The organism is Pseudomonas sp. NKUCC02_KPG, assembly GCF_019345465.1.
GTDB lineage: Bacteria > Pseudomonadota > Gammaproteobacteria > Pseudomonadales > Pseudomonadaceae > Aquipseudomonas.
On record NZ_JAHKRC010000003.1, the window covers coordinates 69,220 to 87,491 of the forward strand.

The 18,272-nt window shown below is 58.7% G+C and carries 16 protein-coding genes; 7 read left to right on the forward strand and 9 right to left on the reverse strand.

From position 1 onward, the window contains the following. Nucleotides 1-106: 106 nt before the first annotated feature. The 5 genes from KO536_RS04960 to KO536_RS04980 form a co-directional block, all read right to left on the reverse strand. A complete protein-coding gene (locus KO536_RS04960) occupies nt 107-334 on the reverse strand; it encodes a DUF2934 domain-containing protein (protein WP_133078235.1) in 228 nt (75 codons plus the stop codon). Nucleotides 335-361: 27 nt separating this feature from the next. Next, nucleotides 362-2,443, reverse strand: a complete 2,082-nt coding sequence (gene malQ / locus KO536_RS04965; protein ID WP_219261301.1) for a 4-alpha-glucanotransferase — start codon at nt 2,441-2,443, stop codon at nt 362-364. 59 nt (nt 2,444-2,502) lie between these two features. Further along, nucleotides 2,503-4,074, reverse strand: coding sequence for a glycogen synthase GlgA (gene glgA / locus KO536_RS04970; RefSeq protein ID WP_133078237.1), 1,572 nt, complete (start codon nt 4,072-4,074; stop codon nt 2,503-2,505). A gap of 529 nt (nt 4,075-4,603) precedes the next feature. Further along, nucleotides 4,604-5,050: a DUF411 domain-containing protein gene (locus KO536_RS04975; RefSeq protein WP_037032823.1), complete on the reverse strand. Its 447-nt coding sequence runs from the start codon at nt 5,048-5,050 to the stop codon at nt 4,604-4,606. Between the two features lie 104 nt (nt 5,051-5,154). Then, a complete protein-coding gene (locus tag KO536_RS04980) occupies nt 5,155-5,685 on the reverse strand; it encodes a DUF4946 domain-containing protein (RefSeq protein WP_133078238.1) in 531 nt (176 codons plus the stop codon). Nucleotides 5,686-5,913: 228 nt separating this feature from the next. Between KO536_RS04980 and KO536_RS04985 the strand changes: the two genes are divergently transcribed. From KO536_RS04985 to rfaD, 5 genes are all read left to right on the forward strand, one after another. Beyond that, nucleotides 5,914-7,191 (forward strand): serine/threonine transporter, encoded by a 1,278-nt coding sequence (locus KO536_RS04985; protein WP_133078239.1) that lies wholly within the window; start codon nt 5,914-5,916, stop codon nt 7,189-7,191. A gap of 149 nt (nt 7,192-7,340) precedes the next feature. Then, nucleotides 7,341-7,865, forward strand: a complete 525-nt coding sequence (locus KO536_RS04990) for a sigma-70 family RNA polymerase sigma factor (RefSeq protein ID WP_326398195.1) — start codon at nt 7,341-7,343, stop codon at nt 7,863-7,865. After that, nucleotides 7,862-8,845: a FecR domain-containing protein gene (locus tag KO536_RS04995; RefSeq protein WP_219261302.1), complete on the forward strand. Its 984-nt coding sequence runs from the start codon at nt 7,862-7,864 to the stop codon at nt 8,843-8,845. The genes KO536_RS04990 and KO536_RS04995 overlap by 4 nt, the downstream gene beginning before the upstream one ends. Before the next feature lie 116 nt (nt 8,846-8,961). Beyond that, nucleotides 8,962-11,400, forward strand: a complete 2,439-nt coding sequence (locus KO536_RS05000; RefSeq protein WP_219261303.1) for a TonB-dependent receptor — start codon at nt 8,962-8,964, stop codon at nt 11,398-11,400. Nucleotides 11,401-11,548: 148 nt separating this feature from the next. Further along, nucleotides 11,549-12,538 carry an ADP-glyceromanno-heptose 6-epimerase gene (gene rfaD / locus KO536_RS05005; RefSeq protein WP_219261304.1) on the forward strand — a complete coding sequence of 330 codons (990 nt, stop codon included), beginning with the start codon at nt 11,549-11,551 and terminating at the stop codon, nt 12,536-12,538. Between the two features lie 106 nt (nt 12,539-12,644). Here the strand turns inward: rfaD and tal are convergent, their stop codons facing one another. The 3 genes from tal to ccoN form a co-directional block, all read right to left on the reverse strand. Next, complete coding sequence (tal, locus tag KO536_RS05010; protein ID WP_133078243.1) at nt 12,645-13,568, reverse strand: transaldolase; 924 nt, start codon at nt 13,566-13,568, stop codon at nt 12,645-12,647. Between the two features lie 155 nt (nt 13,569-13,723). Further along, nucleotides 13,724-13,954, reverse strand: coding sequence for a hypothetical protein (locus KO536_RS05015; protein WP_133078244.1), 231 nt, complete (start codon nt 13,952-13,954; stop codon nt 13,724-13,726). Nucleotides 13,955-14,012: 58 nt separating this feature from the next. Beyond that, nucleotides 14,013-15,440 (reverse strand): cytochrome-c oxidase, cbb3-type subunit I, encoded by a 1,428-nt coding sequence (gene ccoN, locus KO536_RS05020; RefSeq protein ID WP_219261305.1) that lies wholly within the window; start codon nt 15,438-15,440, stop codon nt 14,013-14,015. A 337-nt stretch (nt 15,441-15,777) separates the two neighbouring features. Between ccoN and KO536_RS05025 the strand changes: the two genes are divergently transcribed. Continuing rightward, a complete protein-coding gene (locus KO536_RS05025) occupies nt 15,778-16,446 on the forward strand; it encodes a DUF3313 domain-containing protein (protein WP_219261306.1) in 669 nt (222 codons plus the stop codon). Between the two features lie 169 nt (nt 16,447-16,615). Here KO536_RS05025 and KO536_RS05030 read toward each other — a convergent pair whose 3' ends face one another. Further along, nucleotides 16,616-17,407, reverse strand: a complete 792-nt coding sequence (locus KO536_RS05030; RefSeq protein ID WP_133078247.1) for a hypothetical protein — start codon at nt 17,405-17,407, stop codon at nt 16,616-16,618. A 253-nt stretch (nt 17,408-17,660) separates the two neighbouring features. Between KO536_RS05030 and tpx the strand changes: the two genes are divergently transcribed. Continuing rightward, entirely contained in the window at nt 17,661-18,161 is a 501-nt protein-coding gene (gene tpx / locus KO536_RS05035; RefSeq protein ID WP_095028281.1) for a thiol peroxidase, read from the forward strand. Nucleotides 18,162-18,272 lie beyond the last annotated feature (111 nt).

Genomic DNA, 18,272 nt, shown 5'->3' on the forward strand with positions numbered 1-18,272 from the left:
GCTATCACCACTGATTGAAGGGCCTCATGTTGCGTAGCAGTTGCCGCAGCCTGCGCCAGCTGCTACGGGTTTATAGGCACCTCAACTCTCCTGCAGCGCAGTGTTCTCAAGATGAGGCAGGTTTGCGCGGTGCGCGTGGCTTCTTCTCGGCAGCAGGCTTTGGCGCTGCCTTGGCCTTGGCAGCCCGTGGTTGGGCTTTGGACGGAGCAAGGGCTTGTGCCTGGGCCAGTTTGTGAGCCATGTCCCAGTGGCGTGCCTCCTGGCCATCGGGGCGCCCTTCGGACTCCCAGATCTGGTAGGCAAACTCACGAATGTGTTTGTCGTCGTTACTCATGGCGAAGCTCCTTGACTCATGGGTGAATTATCGGTCTCTTTCGTGGGCTTGCTGGCGGGCGCAGGCCAGCAGTTCGAAGCGTTGCGTTGCATCAATCGCGTCCAGCAACGTGTTGCAATCACCCGGCATTCGGCGGCGCCAGTTGGGATGGCCGCTGACGGTGCCGGGCAAGTTGGCTTGCTCCTCAAGTCCCAGGGCATCCTCGATCGGCAGCAGCACCAGGGGAGCACGGGTGTGCCCCAGAAAACGGATGCTGGCGTCCAGCGTCGGGGCGTTGCCCTGGGCTTCTTCCTGAAAGTTCTGCGGGTCCTGGCGCAAGGCCCGGTCCAGGCCTTCGCATTCGCGCTGGCGGTTTTCGCGCCAGTGGTGGGCGGTGACGGGGTCGATCAGGCCCAGGCGTTCGTTCCAGTCGATATCGCGCCCGTGCAGCCAGCCGGTGAGCGTGGGCAGGTCGTGGGTGCTGGTGGTGGCCAGGGCGTCGTCGGGCCAGTCCAGGATCGGTTTGAAGCGCGCGCCGTAGTCCTGCTCGAACAGCAGCACGCGAATACCGAGGATGGCCCGTTCGCTGAGCTTTTCCCGCAGTCCGTCAGGCACGGTGCCCAGGTCTTCACCGAGTACGATGGCCTGGTGGCGCACCGATTCAAGGCAGACCAGGCGCAGCAGATCGTCGATCGGGTAATACAGATAGGCCCCTTCGTTGGCCGAGGCCCCCAGGGGGATCACCCACAGGCGCTGCAAGCCCAGCACATGGTCGATGCGCAGCCCACCGGCATGGGCAAAGTTGGCGCGCAGCATCTCGATGAAGGCGCGAAAGCCATTGCGCTTGAGGCCCTCGGGGGAAAACGCGGAAATCCCCCAGCCCTGGCCTGCACGGTTGAGAGCGTCCGGCGGTGCGCCTACGGTCAACTGGGCCAGCATTTCGTCCTGGCGACACCAGGCCTGGCTGCCTGCACCATCGGCGCCCACGGCCAGGTCGGCGATCAGGCCGATGGCCATGCCGCTGGCCCGTGCGGCCGTTTGTGCACGGCCCAGGCAGCTATCCATCAACCACTGACAAAACGCGTAGTAAGCGATGACATGCTGATGTTCTTCGGCGAACTGCAGCAACGCCGGGCTGTCGGGGTTGCGCCATTGCTCGGGCCAGTCACGCCAGTCCAGGCTGTGATGCTCGGTCACACACGACTCTTGCAAGGCTTCGAAGCGGCAGTGGTTTTCCAGGGCTTCGCCGCCCCGCTGGCGAAAACCCTTGAAGTCGTCATGGAGCGGGTGTTCGTTCTGCACAAAGTCGTTATAGAGCTGGCGCAGCAGTGTCTGCTTGGCCTGGGTCACGGCAGGCCAGTCGATCAAGGGCAGTTGTTCAAGCCGGTGGAGTTCGTCTTTAAGACCGGTGGTGTCAATGGCCCTGTGCAGGGCTTCCTGTCCCAGGATGCTGGCGGGAGCGGCGTACAGGCTGTTGAGAAATAAACGGCTGGACGGTGAATAAGGGCTGTAGTGCTTGGGGGCGCTGCTGAACATGGCGTGCAACGGGCTGATCGCCAGTGCGTCGGCGCCGCGTTCACCGAGTGCCTGCAGCAGGGTTTCCAGTGCCTGGGTATCGCCAAACCCGCCATCGCCGTGGCGATGCAGCGAGTACAGCTGAACGCTCACCCCCCACGCGCGTGGAGCAGACTGATGCAAGGCATCGGCAATGCTGAAGCACTTTGTCGGGGCCACGGCCAGGGTGAACTGCTGGTCGTCCAGCTGTACCCGGTGGTAGCCGATGGGAATCATGCCCGGCAGCACGGCGTCTGCATCCAGCTGGATCGGCAGCGCATCACCGCTTTCCAGGTGCACGATGCACTGGCTGTGGGGGTGGAAATAGCGTGACAAGTCCAGGGCCTTGCCGACGTCTGCGGTCAACAAGGGCGGCAGACGTTTGTTCTGTTGCTCCAGTTGCAGGTTCAGCAAGCTGGTTTCAATGGCCTCGGCGCTGTCGGCGGGTAATCCCAACCCCGCCAGAATGGCCTCCAGCACCTTGGGTGTGACCCTTTGCGGTTGGCCGTTGGCATCAATCCAGTCAACGGCCAGGCCGGCTCGGCCGGCGAGTACTTCGAGTTGCGCTTCGCTCATTGGCGGGCTCCCTTGGCGAGAAACGGTCGGGCGTCAGGCAGATCCGCAGGTTGCATCACTCACGGCTTCACGGAGCGAAGCAATGACTTGGCAACCAGTTGTTCATAAAGCTCTGCATAGGGTTCAACGGCCTTGCACCAGTTAAACGGTGCGGCCATTGCGCGGCAGCGCATGGCGTTGAAGAGTGCCGGGTAACTGAAGACTTTGAATGCCCGTTTCAGGGCTTGCTCGTAACTGGCTACGGTGGACTCATCGAACAGGAAGCCGGTGACGCCATTCTCGATGGTGTCGGCCAGGCCGCCCGTATTGCGAGCCACGGGCAGCGAGCCGAAGCGTTGTGCATACATCTGGCTCAACCCGCAGGGTTCGTAGCGCGAGGGCATCAACAGGAAATCGCTGCCCGCGAACATGCGCCGGGCATCGGTTTCATTGAAGCCAATGCGCACCCCGATCTGCCCCGGAAAACGCAGGGCCAGTTCGCGCATGGTCTGTTCTTCTTCGGGCTCGCCGCGCCCGATGATGCAAATCTGACCACCGTTGGCCACGATAAAAGCCGCCACGGCTTCTGTCAGGTCCAGGCCTTTTTGGTACACCAGACGCGAAACCACGGCGAACAGGGGGCCCTTGGACGGTTTCAGGCCGAACAGGGTGCGCACATGGGCGGTGTTCAAGGCCCTTGCATCCCAGTCACCGATGCCGAACGGGGCAACCAGATGGGGGTCGGTCGTGGCTTCCCAGCTTTCATCGATGCCATTGGGGATGCCGCTCAGCAGTCCTTGCTGGGTCTTGCTGGCCAGAAAGCCATCCAGCCCGCACCCAAAGGCCGGGGTCGTGATTTCTGCGGCGTAGGTGGCGCTGACGGTGGTGATATGGCTGGCGTAGGCCATGCCCGCTTTCAGGAACGACAACTTGCCATAAAATTCCATGCCGTCCTGCTGCAGGGCATGGTGCGGAATACCCAGCTCCGGGCAGCAGGCGCGGCTGAATACGCCCTGGTAGGCCAGGTTGTGGATGGTGAACAGTGTCGGGGTACGCTGGCCACGCCAATGCATATAGGCCGGCGCCAGGCCGGCGGGCCAGTCGTGGGCGTGTACCAGATCGGGTTGCCAGTGAATCTGCGCCAGATTGGCCGCAATATCGGCCGCTGCCAGCCCCAGGCGGGCGAAGCGAATATGGTTGTCAGGCCAGTCGCGGCCGTTATTGGCGCCGTAGGGGCTGCCTTCGCGCTCATACAGTTCGGGGCAAATCAGCACGTAGATGACCAGCCCGTCCTTCAAGTCCATGCGGCCGATCTTGCAGGGGGGCAGGGCAGCATGGCCGCCGAGTTCGCCGATGATATGAATGGGGTTGTCGCTGTTGAGTACTTGCGGGTAGCCCGGGATCAAGACACGCACATCATGCAAGTGACGCATGGCCCGCGGAAGAGCGGCCGACACATCCCCCAGACCGCCGGTTTTAACCAGGTCGGCCAGTTCGGACGTGACAAACAGCACTTTCTTTTTGTTGGGATTGGCACTTGCCTGCGGCAGTTCGGGCCTTCCCGCAGGGGCCAGGTCTGGCAGGGACAACAGCTCAGTCACCACTTGCGGGGTCAGACGTTCTTCTTGATGTGGCGCAGCCGCACTGATCATGAATTTCTCCCGTTATATTTATTGATCCACTTACGGCCACCCGGCCGGTACTTCCCCACTTGCGATTGGCCATGTCATCCATGGCGTAAATGCTCAAAAGATGAATAAGGCACTGCAAGGAATGCACCAATAATGGCAACCCCAGCCTTAGGTAGACCTACCACGGGCGAAGAAAATTCGATTGTCTGATTACGGCAATTAGACGCCGTAGACACGACAGCGTTGAGTGTAGGAGAGATACTTCAAGGTGTTAGGTGTATGAGGTGTTTTTTTGTAGGACAAAGATAATTATCGCGTAGGAAAAATATCTATCACGGGATGTGTGTCACTGTTATTTCAGTGCCGGGTGATGCGTCGCATCTTTGTGGTCGCTGCCGAGGAATGAAGGCTGCGAGCTCTTGATCGTGCGAACGGGACAATAAAGCTCGCAGCCTTCGTTCCTCGGCAGCGACTACAGGTCAGTTAATGCTCCAGAGGATTTCAAAAGCAATACGGGGCGCACCATTGCGGTGCGCTGCGTGCTGAAATCTCAGTTGCCGGGATACTCGGCCACCACCTGATCACTGCCATCGTTGCGCAGGCCGATAACCTGATACGCGTCCTTGCGGTCACCCATTTCCATTCCCGGCGAACCCATAGGCATGCCCGGTACCGCAATCCCCTTGAGGTCATTGCGCTTGGTCAATGCCACCACTTGCTCGGCCGGGACATGGCCTTCAACGAATTTGCCGTTGATCACGCCGGTATGGCACGAAGCCAGGCGCGGCTGGACACCGAGGCGCTGCTTGACACTGCTCATGTCGGCTTCGACATGGTCATTGACCTTGAAACCATTGGTTTCAAGGTGGGAGATCCAGGCTTTGCAGCAGCCGCAGTTGGCATCGCGGTGCACATCAATGGTCAGTTGTTCGGCGGCCTGAGCCAGCGAGGACAACAGCAGGGCCGAGAGTGCGACAAGGCGCAATGGGGTTTTCATCGAGTTCCTCAATACGTAAAAAATGTGAGCCTGATCATTAACGACTGTCAGGTAACTGATGACCAGATGACAATTTTGTCAGGTTGGAGCTGCCTTGCTGCTTTTCAAGGCGTCAGTCGCAAGCTTGCACGGATGCCCTGGACCTCGGGTTCGTTGGCTTTGTAGCCGTCTGCCGGACCTGCGTAGGAAAGGGCGTAGGCGCTGTTGCCCTGAGTGGCGGCCACCAGGGTCTGGGTGATGACGTGGTTGCCGTTCTGGGTGATTTTGCAGGTGGTTTGCAAGGCGTCCAGGCCCCCCAGGGTGCTGCTGTTGATTTTGCTGCAAGCGCTCTGATAACCGCCTTTGGCGAAGTTTTGCTGCAGGGTTTTGCGCATCTGCAGCAAAACGGCCTCCATATTCACCTTGTGTTCAGGCACCAGGGTCGACTGGGTCAGCTCCATGACCATCTGCGGATCGCCATTGGCATCGTTCTTCACGGCCCGCTGGCGCACGCTGCTGTCGTCGGGCTCAGGGGGGATGGTCTGAATCTCCCAGCCTGCTGGCCAGGTAATTGTCAGTCCGTCGGCATGGGCCAGGGGGAGCCCGACAAGCAGGCATAAACCGATAAAAACGGGGAAACGGCGGGCAACGTGCATAGGTCTCGGGCCTTTTGGGCAGGATTTTGGCAGTAATAGTGTATCAATAGGTGTCGAAGTCTTGCTTTGCAGCCTGACATCATTTTCGACCATTGCTCAGCTAAACCTTTGCTTCTTATGTCTAATCCCGGACAATCGCGCCCCTCTTATGGCCGGGGCGATGTCAGCAAGGTGTTTCTTGTCCGCTCCGGCTGCGTGGTAACGACCGGCTAGCGGAGATTCGACCGGATGAATGACCAGGCTAACAGCGTCGACGAACGCTTCGACGAGACCCCGGCGACCTTAAGTCGCTGGAACCGTCATGACACCACCTGGATGCTGGGCCTGTTCGGCACAGCGATTGGCGCAGGTACCTTGTTCTTGCCCATCAACGCAGGGCTTGGCGGCTTTTGGCCGTTATTGATCCTGGCGCTGTTGGCGTTCCCGATGACCTTTTACGCACACCGTGGCTTGACCCGCTTCGTGCTCTCCGGGCGCGAAGGCTCAGATATCACGGATGTGGTGGAAGAGCATTTTGGCCTTAGCGCCGGTTCCCTGATCACGCTGCTGTACTTCCTGGCGATTTTCCCGATTCTGCTGATCTACAGCGTAGCGCTGACCAACACGGTTGGCAGCTTTATGCTCAATCAAATGCACATCACGCCACCGCCACGGGCAATCCTGGCGTTGGTACTGATTCTGGGCTTGCTGATTGTTGTGCGCTGCGGCGAACAAGTGATCGTCAAGGCCATGAGCATGATGGTCTACCCGTTCATTGTGGCCTTGCTGTTTTTGGCGGTGTTTCTGATTCCGCACTGGAATGGCGGCATTCTGAGTACCGCGACCACGCTGCCTGAACCTACTGCATTGCTGCACACCTTGTGGCTGGCGATTCCGGTGATGGTGTTCTCCTTTAACCATTCGCCCATCATCTCGGCCTTCGCCGTGGATCAGAAGCGCCGCTATGGTGCCAACGCCGATGAGCGCAGCTCGCAGATCCTGTCCCGCGCCCACCTGCTGATGGTGGTGATGGTGCTGTTCTTCGTGTTCAGCTGTGTGCTCACGCTCTCGCCTGAGCAACTGCTTGAGGCCAAGACGCAGAACCTGTCGATCCTGTCCTACCTGGCCAACCACTTCAGCAACCCGACCATCGCTTTTGCTGCGCCGCTGATTGCGTTTGTGGCCATTGCCAAGTCGTTCCTGGGCCACTACATCGGCGCCAGTGAAGGCCTTAAAGGCCTGGTACTGAAAACCGGCAAGCGCCCTGCAGCGAAAAACCTCGACCGCATGACTGCAGCGTTCATGCTGGTGGTGTGCTGGGCGGTGGCCACGCTTAACCCGAGCATCCTGGGCATGATCGAAACCATGGGCGGGCCGGTCATTGCAGCCATCCTGTTCCTGATGCCGATGTACGCGATTCGTCGGGTCCCGGCCATGCGCCAGTATTCGGGCCAGATCTCCAACGTGTTCGTCACGGTTGTGGGCCTGATCGCGATCTCGTCGCTGGTGTACTCCCTGATCCCTTGAGCCTTGTCCCTGTCGCCGCCGTTCTGTGCGGCGACACTGCGTGATTGACCCTCGCAAGCCGCCCAAGGCTTGAGTCTGGCCAGTACTGCGAATATGATTGCGACCCATTCCTATTCGCAGTGTGCTGACAGCACGTCCCGAGGGTTCCCGTGTCGCCATCCCCGTCGAACCCACCGTTGCTGCATGCACACGTGCATAACCTGTATAGCGATCACCACGGCTGGCTGGTGAACTGGCTGCGGCGGCGTTTGCGTGATACCGACAATGCTGCCGACATGGCGCAGGACACCTTCCTTTATGTATTGGGCAAACCGGAGCAGGTTGCGCAGTTGCGTGAGCCGCGTGCCTGGCTGAGCACGATCGCCAAGGGTTTGTTGATAGACCGCTTTCGTCGCCAGAAGGTCGAGCAGGCGTATCTGCTTGCGATTGCCCATTTGCCCGAGCAGGAAATGCCTGCCCCTGAAGAACGGTTGATCCTCCTTGAAACCCTGACCCGAATCGACGCGTTGCTCGACGGCCTGAAGCCCGCGGTGCGAACCGCCTTTTTGCTTTCGCGCCTCGAGGGGCTTGGCTATCAGGCGATTGCCGAGCGCCTTGGGGTTAGCGTCAGTTCGGTGGAAAAGTACATGGCTACGGCCATCCGTCATTGTTTTCTCGCCCGTAGCGCCCTGTGAGCGGGGGGCCCTCGACGGTCGAATTTGCACCCCATGTGCTTGACCAGGCCATTGACTGGCTGGTGAAAACCCAGTCCGGTGCGGCTCAACCCCATGTGTTTGCTGCGTGCAAGCAGTGGCGCGCCGCCGATGCCAGTCATGAAGCGGCCTGGCAAGCCCTGCAACTGACCGAGACGACCTTGCGTCAGGCCTCGTTGCTGCCCGGTCGCGTTGCACTGGACACCCTGGCCGGCAGTGGCCGTATTCGCTCGCGCCGCCAGGCACTCAAGATACTGGGCTTGGGCATGCTGGGCGCCGGGGCGGGCGCATTGGCGATCCAGCAGCAACCGTGGCGTCATTTTGGTGCCGACTACGGGACCGGGGTGGGTGAGCGGCGGTTGTACAACCTGGTCGACGGTACGGGTTTACAGCTCAATACCGACAGTTCTGCTGATGTGCTGTTCACTGCGCAGCAGCGACTGATTGTTTTGCGCGCTGGCGAAATTTTTATCCGCACGGGCCAGGACCCAGCATCCGTCAGCGGCCGCCGACCGTTTTGGGTTCACACCCGTGAGGCTCGGTTGCAAGCCATCGGCACAGCCTTCGATGTACGCCAGGAGTCCGGGCGTACCCGGTTGATGGTCGAGGAGGGGGTGGTGGCGATTCATCTGCCGGACTCCCTGCCAGTTCGGGTGCAGGCGGGCCATGAGTACCTGATTGACGCTCATTCGGCGCAGCCCCAAACCGCTTCAGCGTTCTCTGCCAGTGGCTGGGCCAGTGGCGTGCTGGTAGCCAGGCAGATGCGTTTGCAGGACCTGACGCAAGAGCTGGCACGCTATCGCCATGGCTGGTTGCAGTGCGATCCGGCGGTCAGTGACTTGCGGGTATCGGGGGTGTTTCAGCTCGATGGTATCGACCATGCGCTGGAAGGCCTGAGCCAGTCGCTGCCGGTTCGAATCGAGCACAGAACACGGTTCTGGACACGGATTGTGGCGGTTTAAGGTTCAGCAGACGCTTGAATCTACAAATACGAATAATTATCAAATTTCTTTGCGGGTTTACACGAGACCTTCGACAGATAGGCATAAGACTTATTTATTGCAGGAGCCCCGCGCCAATGTCCCGTGTTTATCGCAATTCTTCATTGCCTTCCCGCAGCCGCCTGGCCATCGCTTTGCAGATCGTTTTACTGGGCGCCGTTGCACAACCGTTATCGCTGGTCAGCGCCGCCTCCATCAGCGTTCAGCACAGTTTCGACGTGCCAGCCAGCGATCTGGAGTTGGCGTTAAACCGTTTCGCCCAGCAGGCCAATATTTCCCTGCCCTATGACCCGACCCTGGTTAAAAGCAAGCAGGCGCCAGCACTCAAGGGGCGTTATGAGGTGGCTCAGGGCCTGATGCAATTGCTCAAGGGCAGTGGTTTGACGGCCACCGAAGGTGCCAATGGGGTCTGGGTACTCTATCCGTTGACCTCCGACGGAGCGCAATTGCAACTGCAAGCCACCAGCGTCACGGGGCTCGGGCTGGGCAGCACCACTGAGGACAGCCATTCCTACACCACGGGTGAGACCCGTACGGCGACTAAATTGCCACTTTCGCTGCGCGAAACACCGCAATCGGTCACGGTAATGACCCGTCAGCAGATGACCGATCAAGGCTTGGGCAGTATCGCTCAGGTACTGGCGCAAACCCCTGGCATCACGGTGATGCATGACGACAGCGAGCGGTACAACTTCTACTCCCGCGGGTTCACCCTGGACAACTTTCAGTACGACGGCGTGCCGACCTCGGACTTCACCACCAATACCAACGGCCTGGGCATGCGGGACATGGCCATTTACGACCGTGTAGAGGTGGTACGCGGCGCCACCGGCCTGATGAGCGGGGTGGGCAGCCCGTCAGGCGCGGTGAACCTGGTGCGCAAGCGTCCTACCAAGGAGTTTCAGGGTTATGTCTCAGGCAGCGGCGGGTCATGGGATCGCTATCGCAGCGAACTGGATCTGTCCGGACCGCTCACTGAAAACGGTGCGCTGCGTGGCCGCGTGGTTGCAGCGCGCGAAGATGGCCGCTCTTTCATCGATCGCTATTCCTCCAGCAAGGACGTGTTCTATGCCATCGGTGAAGCAGATGTGAGCGACGACACCACCGCTTATGCCGGTATCGACTATCAGCGGATTAACTCCAACGGCTCAAGTTTTGGTCAGTTGCCGCTGTATTACAGCGATGGCAGCCGAACCCACTTCAGCCGCTCGATGAACCCTGCAGCCAAGTGGGCATATGCCGACAGCGAAAGCACCAAATACTTCGCGGGCATTGAGCAGCGTTTTGACAACGACTGGTTACTCAAAGTCGAGGCCAGCCACTGGAAGGGCAATACCGAGCAGTTGCAGGGGAATCTGGTGGGGTGGGGACCTTTCCCGGATAAAGCCACGGGGGAAGCTCAATTCATGAGCGGTACCAAAACCTTCAAGATCAATACCGATACCCTGGACGCCTATGCGACCGGGCCATTCGAGCTTTTGGGCCGGACCCATGAGCTGGTGGTGGGGATGAATGTCAGCGATGGTCGTACGGACTATCTGGCAATGAATGCCGAGGATTTGACCGTCAACTATGAAAACTGGAACAACGACGCGCCTCGTCCCACGGACTTGAGCCGGGGCTTGAAGCAGAAGTACAAGACCAAAGAGTCAGCGGCCTACGCGGCGTTGCGTCTCAAGCCGATAGATGATCTGTCCGTGATCCTGGGCACCCGAGTGGTGAATTACGATCGCAAGGGAACAATGACCTACAACGCAGCGCAAACCACCCCGGATACGGATAACAGTAAAAAAACCGGGAAAATGATTCCTTATGCAGGGATCGTCTATGACGTGACGGAAAATCACTCGGTCTATGCCAGCTATACCGACATCTTCACTCCCCAAAGCTACTTCGACCGCGACAACAAAGTGCTCGCTCCCGTAACCGGGCAAAGCTACGAAACTGGCCTTAAGTCGGAGTACTTCGGCGGTGCCCTGAACACCAGTTTTGCCCTGTTTCTGATCAAGCAGGACAACTACGCCGAATACGACGGTATGCGCGCCGATGGCCAGGATGCCTACAAGGCAGTCAGTGGCATCAAGACCAAAGGCTTTGAGGCTGAAATTTCCGGCGAAGTCATGAGCGGCTGGCAATTGCTTGCGGGTTATACCTACGCCCAGCCACGGGACAAGGACGGCAAGCGGATCAACAGCAACCACCCCGAGCAGTTGTTCAAACTGGCCACCAACTACCAGCTGACAGGGGATCTCAAAGACCTGAACGTGGGCGGCAACCTGACGTGGCAGGGCTCGACCTACAGCGAGCTCGATTCATCGATCAAAGCCGAGACCAAGGAAGGCAGCTTCGCGGTGGTCGGCTTGATGGCCCGCTATGACATCAATAAAAACCTGAGTGCCTCGGTCAATCTCAACAACGTGTTCGACCGCGAATACCTCAGCGGATATGGCCTGTATTCGACCTATTACTACGGCGACCCGCGCAACCTGATGCTGGGGATGAAGTACCGCTTCTGAAGGCATGTTTCATGTTGTGCCTGCCCTGCGTCGACTATGGTTAAAAACCACGAAAACCCGGGCCGGCATGACGTTTGACCTGCATCAATGCGGGTGCGCCGCACAGGCTTAGTCTGGGGTCAATCCATGTTCCAGGAGGTTGCCATAGATGAGCATCATCGTGACCGGGGCTGCCGGGTTTATCGGCAGCAATCTGGTAAAGGCGCTTAATCGGCGCGGCGAGCGCGACATCATCGCCGTGGACGATCTGACCGATGGCGACAAGTGCCGCAACCTGGCGGACTGCGATATCGCCGATTACTTCGACAGGCGCGAGTTCGTGCAACGCTTCGTCACCCATCAGTTGGGTGAAGTGCGGGCCCTGCTGCATCAAGGGGCCTGCTCCAGCACGGTCGAAAGTGATGGCCGGTTGATGATGGACAACAATTATCGTTACAGCTGCGATGTGTTGCAGGCCTGTCAGGAGCAATCGGTGCCTCTGCTGTATGCCTCTTCTGCGGCGGTCTACGGGGCCGGCAGGGATTTTCGCGAAGCCCGTGAGCATGAGCGGCCCTTGAATGTGTATGCCTACTCCAAATGCCTGTTCGACCAGCGCGTGCGCCAGATATTGCCCAAGTCGCGCAGCCAGATCGTCGGTTTGCGTTACTTCAATGTCTACGGCCCCCGTGAGCAGCATAAGGGGCCCATGGCTTCGATGGTCTGGCACTGTTTCAACCAGTACCGCGATCGTGGCCATGTCGAGTTGTTTGGCGAGTATGGCGGCTACCCGGCGGGCGGGCATGAGCGGGATTTTGTGTCGGTGGAGGATGTGGTCAAGGTCAACCTGCACTGGCTGGATCACCCGCAAACCAGCGGTATATTCAACCTGGGCACCGGGCGGGCCCGTTCATTCAATGATCTGGCGCTGGCAACGATCAACAGCGTGCGCTGTGCCGAGGATCGACCGCCTTTGACCCTTGAAACGGCCATTCTGGACGGCGTTTTGCGCTACTGCGAATTTCCGCAGGGGCTCAAGCACAAGTATCAGGTGTATACCTGCGCCGATTTGGGGCAGTTGCGCGAGGCGGGCTATCGCGAGCCGATGATGGGACTGGAGGAAGGGGTGGAGCGGTATTGCGCGCAGCTGCTGGCCCGTTGAAGCCTGAGTACGGGTTGCGGGAGCGGGCTTGCTCGCGATGGGCGCACCCCGGTTTAACGGATAAACCGGGTTGTCTGAGTCGTGAACAAGCCCGCACCTGCAGGTATCACTTGTGGCTGAGCAGTGCTTCCAGTTTTTCCTGGTCACGGGCGAACTGACGAATGCCTTCGGCCAGTTTCTCGGTGGCCATTGCATCTTCGTTGGAGGCCCAGCGGAATTGCGACTCGTCCAGCACCAAGCGGGGTTCGCCTGCGTGGCCAGGGGCCAGTTTGCGTTCCAGCTTGCCTTCGTCCAGAGCCAGTTTTTCCAGCAGGTCGGGGCTGATGGTCAGACGGTCGCAGCCGGCCAGTTGCTCGATCTGGTTGAGGTTGCGGAAGCTGGCGCCCATGACCACGGTGTTGTAGGCATTGGCTTTGTAGTAGTTGTAGATGCGGGTTACGGACTGCACGCCCGGGTCATCGGAGCCGGTGTAGTCAACGCCGGTGGACTTCTTGTACCAGTCGTAAATCCGACCCACAAACGGCGAGATCAAAAACACCCCGGCATCGGCACAGGCAGCCGCCTGGGCGAACGAGAACAACAGGGTCAGGTTGGTTTGAATGCCGTCCTTTTCCAGTTTCTCTGCAGCGCGGATGCCTTCCCAGGTCGAGGCCAGCTTGATCAGCACGCGGTCGCGACCAACACCGGCCTTGTCGTAAAGCTCGATCAACTGGTTGGCTTTTCTCAGCAGGGCGGGTTCGTCAAACGACAGGCGGGCGTCGACTTCAGTCGAAATACGGCCTGGAATCACGTTCAAGATACCGCTACCTACCGATACCGCGAAATGATCGCAGGCCAGGCCCACATCGCCTTTGGCGTGGCTGATGGCATTTTTCAGCAGCTCGGCATAGCCGGGCATCGCTGCAGCCTTGAGCAGCAGCGACGGGTTGGTGGTTGCATCCACAGGTTTGAGACGGGTAATTGCGTCGAGGTCGCCGGTGTCTGCGACCACGGTGGTGAACTGCTTGAGTTGTTCCAGCTTGGAAGTCATGAGCGTCTCTGTCGAAAAGGTAGTAATGGCAGTACAGATTGATTGCGTCTTCGATCATTAGTTCGTTGAACGTAGAGTGGCAGAATGCCGCTGAACACGCCCGCAGTGCAACCAATGGTGCAGATTTAATCTGTCGCAGTGCCATTACCCCAACGTCAAATCTCCATCTTGCCCCACCCTGGCTTGCGCGGCTCTGGCTCGCAGATCTGCACCGCATTGACGGTTTTGCCGGTGGCGAGTTCAACCCTGCGTGCCACCTCCGGGTCGTCGGCAAACGGGATCAGGCTGGCTTCGTCGATGTCTTTCTCGGTTTTGTGCTTCAAACACCAGCTGACGGCGCAGTAAATGCTGATCACTGCGCAGCTGTTGAGGGCTATTTCGAGCATGTGCAACGCTCCTTGCTGGAGGGCAAGCGCAAGCCTTGTGGCCTGCGCTGCAACGGGATCAGGCAATCCGGGCGGTCAGTTCGGCCTGTTTGAGGTTGGCCACACGCACCGTGCGCCATACGTTCCAGGCCATCAGCAACATGCCGCACAGGAAGAACAGCCCGCCCACCAGGCGTACGACAAAGCCCGGGTGGCTGGCCTGTAATGACTCGACAAACGAGTAGGTCAGGGTGCCGTCATCGTTGATCGCCCGCCACATCAGGCCCTGGGTAATGCCGTTGACCCACATCGACGCGATGTAGAGCACCGTGCCGATGGTGGCCAGCCAGAAGTGCAGGTTGATCAGCGCGATACTGTGCATCCGCTCGCGGCCGAAGATTTTCGGGATCATGTGATACAGCGCCCCGAAGGTAATCATCGCCACCCAGCCCAAAGCCCCGGCGTGTACGTGGCCGATGGTCCAGTCGGTGTAGTGGGAGAGGGCGTTGACGGTCTTGATCGCCATCATCGGGCCTTCAAAGGTCGACATGCCGTAGAACGCCAGAGACAGTACCAGAAAGCGCAGGATCGGGTCGGTACGCAACTTATGCCAGGCCCCCGAGAGGGTCATCATGCCGTTGATCATGCCGCCCCAGCTGGGTGCCAGGAGGATGATCGACATCGCCATGCCCAGTGATTGCGCCCAGTCCGGCAAGGCGGTGTAGTGCAAGTGATGAGGGCCTGCCCATATATAAAGCGTGATCAGTGCCCAGAAATGCACGATGGACAGGCGATAAGAGTAAATCGGCTTGCCGACTTGCTTGGGTACGAAGTAGTACATCATTCCGAGAAAACCGGTGGTCAGGAAGAAACCTACGGCGTTGTGCCCATACCACCACTGCACCATGGCATCGGTGGCGCCGGAGTACACCGGATACGACTTGAACCAGTCCACTGGAATGGCCAGGTGGTTGACCACATGGAGCATGGCAATCACCAGAATGAAGGCGCCGAAAAACCAGTTGCCGACGTAAATATGTTTCGTTTTTCGTTGTACCACTGTGGTGAAGAAGACGATGGCGTAGGCCACCCAGACCACGGTCATCCAGACGGCACCGGTGAACTCGATTTCGGCGTATTCCTTGGTCGTGGTGTAGCCCAGGGGCAGTGTGATCAGCATGATCACGATCACTGACTGCCAGCCCCAGAAAGTGAAGGCAGCGAGCTTGTCGGAGAACAGCCGCACGTTGCAGGTGCGCTGCACGGCGTAATAGCTGGCGGCAAATTGCGCGCTGCCGGCAAACCCGAAAATCACCAGGCTGGTGTGCAGCGGCCGCAGTCGCCCGAAGGTGGTCCAGGGCAGGTCCAGGTTCATTTGCGGCCAGGCCAGCTGCGAGGCGATCCACACGCCCATGGCCATGCCGATAACACCCCACACCACGGTCATGATGGCGAATTGGCGGACGACCTTATAGTTATAGGCCTGCCCGTTCAGTGCTGTGCTCATGCTCAAGTCTTCCACGGTTTAAAGTCCTGCCAGGCCTCGTGGTCTGGCGCAGGTTGAACTTTAGGAAGCTTGAGTTAAACAAGACAGATTCAGAAAATCAGAATTTATGCGGATCAGATTCTATCGGGCGTTTATGGGAATTTTATTTAATCTGATCTGGTTTTTAAGATATTCACGAAATTAAAATCCAACTGAGCTGTAAGGCCAGGCCCCATGTGTAGTGCGCGCTCGATCACATTCATCGTGGGATAGAACAGGCTTGTGCGGTGATTCTCCAAGGCTTGGCTATACCTATATGGGCGCGTTCCTACGGTTGCCCCCCTACAGGAGTTACAGAATGAAGCTTGGTTTAATGATCGGTACGTTGTGCATCGCCTCAATCGGGATGGTCGGTTGTGCGAGCAAGGTCCAGCAACCGGATGAATACTCTGGTTTCCTGAAGGATTACAGCCGCCTTAAAGAGGCCAAGTCGCCCTCTGGTGCAGAGGTGATGCGTTGGGTTGACCCAAAACTGAAGGTGAATAAATACACCAGCGTGTATATCGAGCCGACTCAGCTGTACCCGGCACCCAAACCGACAGAGAAGATTCCACAAAGTACGTTGAACGGAATCACCAACTACTACGATCAGGCCCTTAAGCGTGAATTGAGCAAGTCCTTGCCGTTGGCCAGCGCCCCTGGACCGGGTGTGATTGTAGTGCGGGCAGCCATCACCGCAGTCAGCAGCGAGACCGAGAGCCTGGCACCCTATGAGTACATTCCGGTAGCCCTGGTGGCTGCGGCGGTGAGCACGGCCTCGGGCATCCGGGATCAGGAAACCCAACTGGCCACCGAAGCCGTCTTTATCGACGGGCAAAGCCAGGATGTTGTGGCCCAGGTCGTGCGCAAAGGCACCGGCAAGCCACTGGCGAACAGCAGCCAGGCAATGAAGGCCGATGACGTTAAAAACGTGATAGATACCTGGGCTTCGGACTTGCATCAGTCGTACTTGAAGCTCAAGAAATAAGCTAAACGCGCGCGAATGCATGTGTAAATTGTAGTCGCTGCCGCAGGCTGCGAAGGGTTGCGAAGCAACCCGTTTCCCCGAAGCCTGCGCGATCCCGATCCCGATCCCGATCCCGATCCCGATCCCGATCCCGATCGCAGCCTTCGGCAGCGACTACAGCATCTTCTCCCTACTTGCCGAAAGTGACGTTGATCCCGGCAAACAGGGTGAACTGAGGCAGGTTGTCCCCCTTGCGCTCCACGGTCCATTGCGGCTCAACGAAGGCGTTCAAAATATTGCTTCCGGCTTTCCAGGCCTTGCCTGCACCCAGCCCGATGGGGATGTAGTGGGTGTTGTTTTTCAGGTCGTAGGTCCAGGTGCCCGTGGAGCGCAGGTACCAGCCCTTGGGCAGGTTGTGGATGATGAACGGTTGAAAGGTCGCGCTCTCCACATGCTGGCGGTCGCTGTCACCGGCGAACGAACTTTGATACTGCACCAGCGCGCCCAGCAGGCCCCGGGGGGATGCGTCGATGGCGACAGCGGCGAAGCCTGCCTGCCATTTGCCGGTACCCAGTTCGTCATGCTCGGCAGTCGGTGCGGTGATCTGCGGTCCGATGCCCAACTGCACACCCTCGGTTTTAAGCAGGAAAATATCAAACAGGTTGAGGTCGCCAATCCCCGTGCTGTAGCCAGTGTGCGGGTCAGGGCGGGTGCTGATCGGCAGCGTGGCGCGCAGCAGTTGCGGTACGCCAATGAAATCGTTCGGCGCCACGGGCAGGGTGCCGCGCAGCAGGGCGTCGTTGGTGTGGATATTGCTGTCGTAAACCTGTGGCGTGTAGTAGTCCTGAAGGTTGGCTCCCGGGGCCAGGTTCAACGGGTTGTTGCTCTTGTTGGCAGTCTCGGCGTTATCCGCCAGCGCATCCGTGACCGGGTACAGGGCAAGGGTAAGCAAGAAACCTGAGGCAAGGCGGGTGATTGGCATGGCGATCCTGATCCTTGGGCGCAAGCTTTATACGCTAGCAGTCGGTCGAGAATTGGCCCGTTTGCCGGCGTATCTTTTAGCGGTTCTGCGCTCCAGCACACAGAAACAGGTCATGCCTGCAGGGTGTGAAGGGCTGTGGGAATAGTCTTTTTGTAACGAGAGTCGTGAGATTTTTACGATCAGGTCATAGGTCGTCCACCTGATTCATGTTTAACTTCGGCCTCTTCAAAAACTGTTAAGAAGGACATCGTTCATGGCTCAAGTGACGCTTAAAGGCAACCCTGTTCAAGTCAACGGCGAACTGCCTGCAGTAGGTTCCAAGGCGCCAGCGTTTTCGCTGGTTGCAGGTAATTTGTCCGACGCAACACTGGCGAGCTTTGCTGGTAAGCGTAAAGTGCTGAACATCTTCCCAAGCGTAGATACCCCGACTTGCGCCACTTCGGTGCGCAAGTTCAACGCAGAAGCCAATGCTCTGCCGAACACCGTTGTATTGAACATTTCGGCTGACCTGCCATTCGCGCAAGCCCGTTTCTGCGGCGCCGAAGGTCTGGAAAACGTGCAAAACCTGTCGACCCTGCGCGGCCGCGAGTTCATCGAGAACTACGGCGTAGCCATTGCTGACGGCCCGTTGGCTGGCCTGACTGCGCGCGCGGTCGTGGTTCTGGATGAAAACGACAACGTGCTGCACAGCGAACTGGTCAAAGAAATCGCTGAAGAGCCGAACTACGAAGCAGCCCTGGCTGTTTTGAAGTAAGTCGTACTGCAAGACTCAAAGCGGCCTGGCACCGAGAGGTGCCAGGCCGTTTTTTTTTGCACCCACAATGGCTGTCATCTTTTGCTCATGACCCCTCTATAACGTAAATAG

What these genes read in the sequence shown, in the direction of transcription:
- KO536_RS04960 (WP_133078235.1), bottom strand. Translation starts at nt 334, where the DNA reads ATGAGTAACGACGACAAACACATTCGTGAGTTTGCCTACCAGATCTGG.
- malQ (WP_219261301.1), bottom strand. Translation starts at nt 2,443, where the DNA reads ATGAGCGAAGCGCAACTCGAAGTACTCGCCGGCCGAGCCGGCCTGGCC.
- glgA (WP_133078237.1), bottom strand. Translation starts at nt 4,074, where the DNA reads ATGATCAGTGCGGCTGCGCCACATCAAGAAGAACGTCTGACCCCGCAA.
- KO536_RS04975 (WP_037032823.1), bottom strand. Translation starts at nt 5,050, where the DNA reads ATGAAAACCCCATTGCGCCTTGTCGCACTCTCGGCCCTGCTGTTGTCC.
- KO536_RS04980 (WP_133078238.1), bottom strand. Translation starts at nt 5,685, where the DNA reads ATGCACGTTGCCCGCCGTTTCCCCGTTTTTATCGGTTTATGCCTGCTT.
- KO536_RS04985 (WP_133078239.1), top strand. Translation starts at nt 5,914, where the DNA reads ATGAATGACCAGGCTAACAGCGTCGACGAACGCTTCGACGAGACCCCG.
- KO536_RS05000 (WP_219261303.1), top strand. Translation starts at nt 8,962, where the DNA reads ATGTCCCGTGTTTATCGCAATTCTTCATTGCCTTCCCGCAGCCGCCTG.
- rfaD (WP_219261304.1), top strand. Translation starts at nt 11,549, where the DNA reads ATGAGCATCATCGTGACCGGGGCTGCCGGGTTTATCGGCAGCAATCTG.
- tal (WP_133078243.1), bottom strand. Translation starts at nt 13,568, where the DNA reads ATGACTTCCAAGCTGGAACAACTCAAGCAGTTCACCACCGTGGTCGCA.
- KO536_RS05015 (WP_133078244.1), bottom strand. Translation starts at nt 13,954, where the DNA reads ATGCTCGAAATAGCCCTCAACAGCTGCGCAGTGATCAGCATTTACTGC.
- ccoN (WP_219261305.1), bottom strand. Translation starts at nt 15,440, where the DNA reads ATGAGCACAGCACTGAACGGGCAGGCCTATAACTATAAGGTCGTCCGC.
- KO536_RS05025 (WP_219261306.1), top strand. Translation starts at nt 15,778, where the DNA reads ATGAAGCTTGGTTTAATGATCGGTACGTTGTGCATCGCCTCAATCGGG.
- KO536_RS05030 (WP_133078247.1), bottom strand. Translation starts at nt 17,407, where the DNA reads ATGCCAATCACCCGCCTTGCCTCAGGTTTCTTGCTTACCCTTGCCCTG.
- tpx (WP_095028281.1), top strand. Translation starts at nt 17,661, where the DNA reads ATGGCTCAAGTGACGCTTAAAGGCAACCCTGTTCAAGTCAACGGCGAA.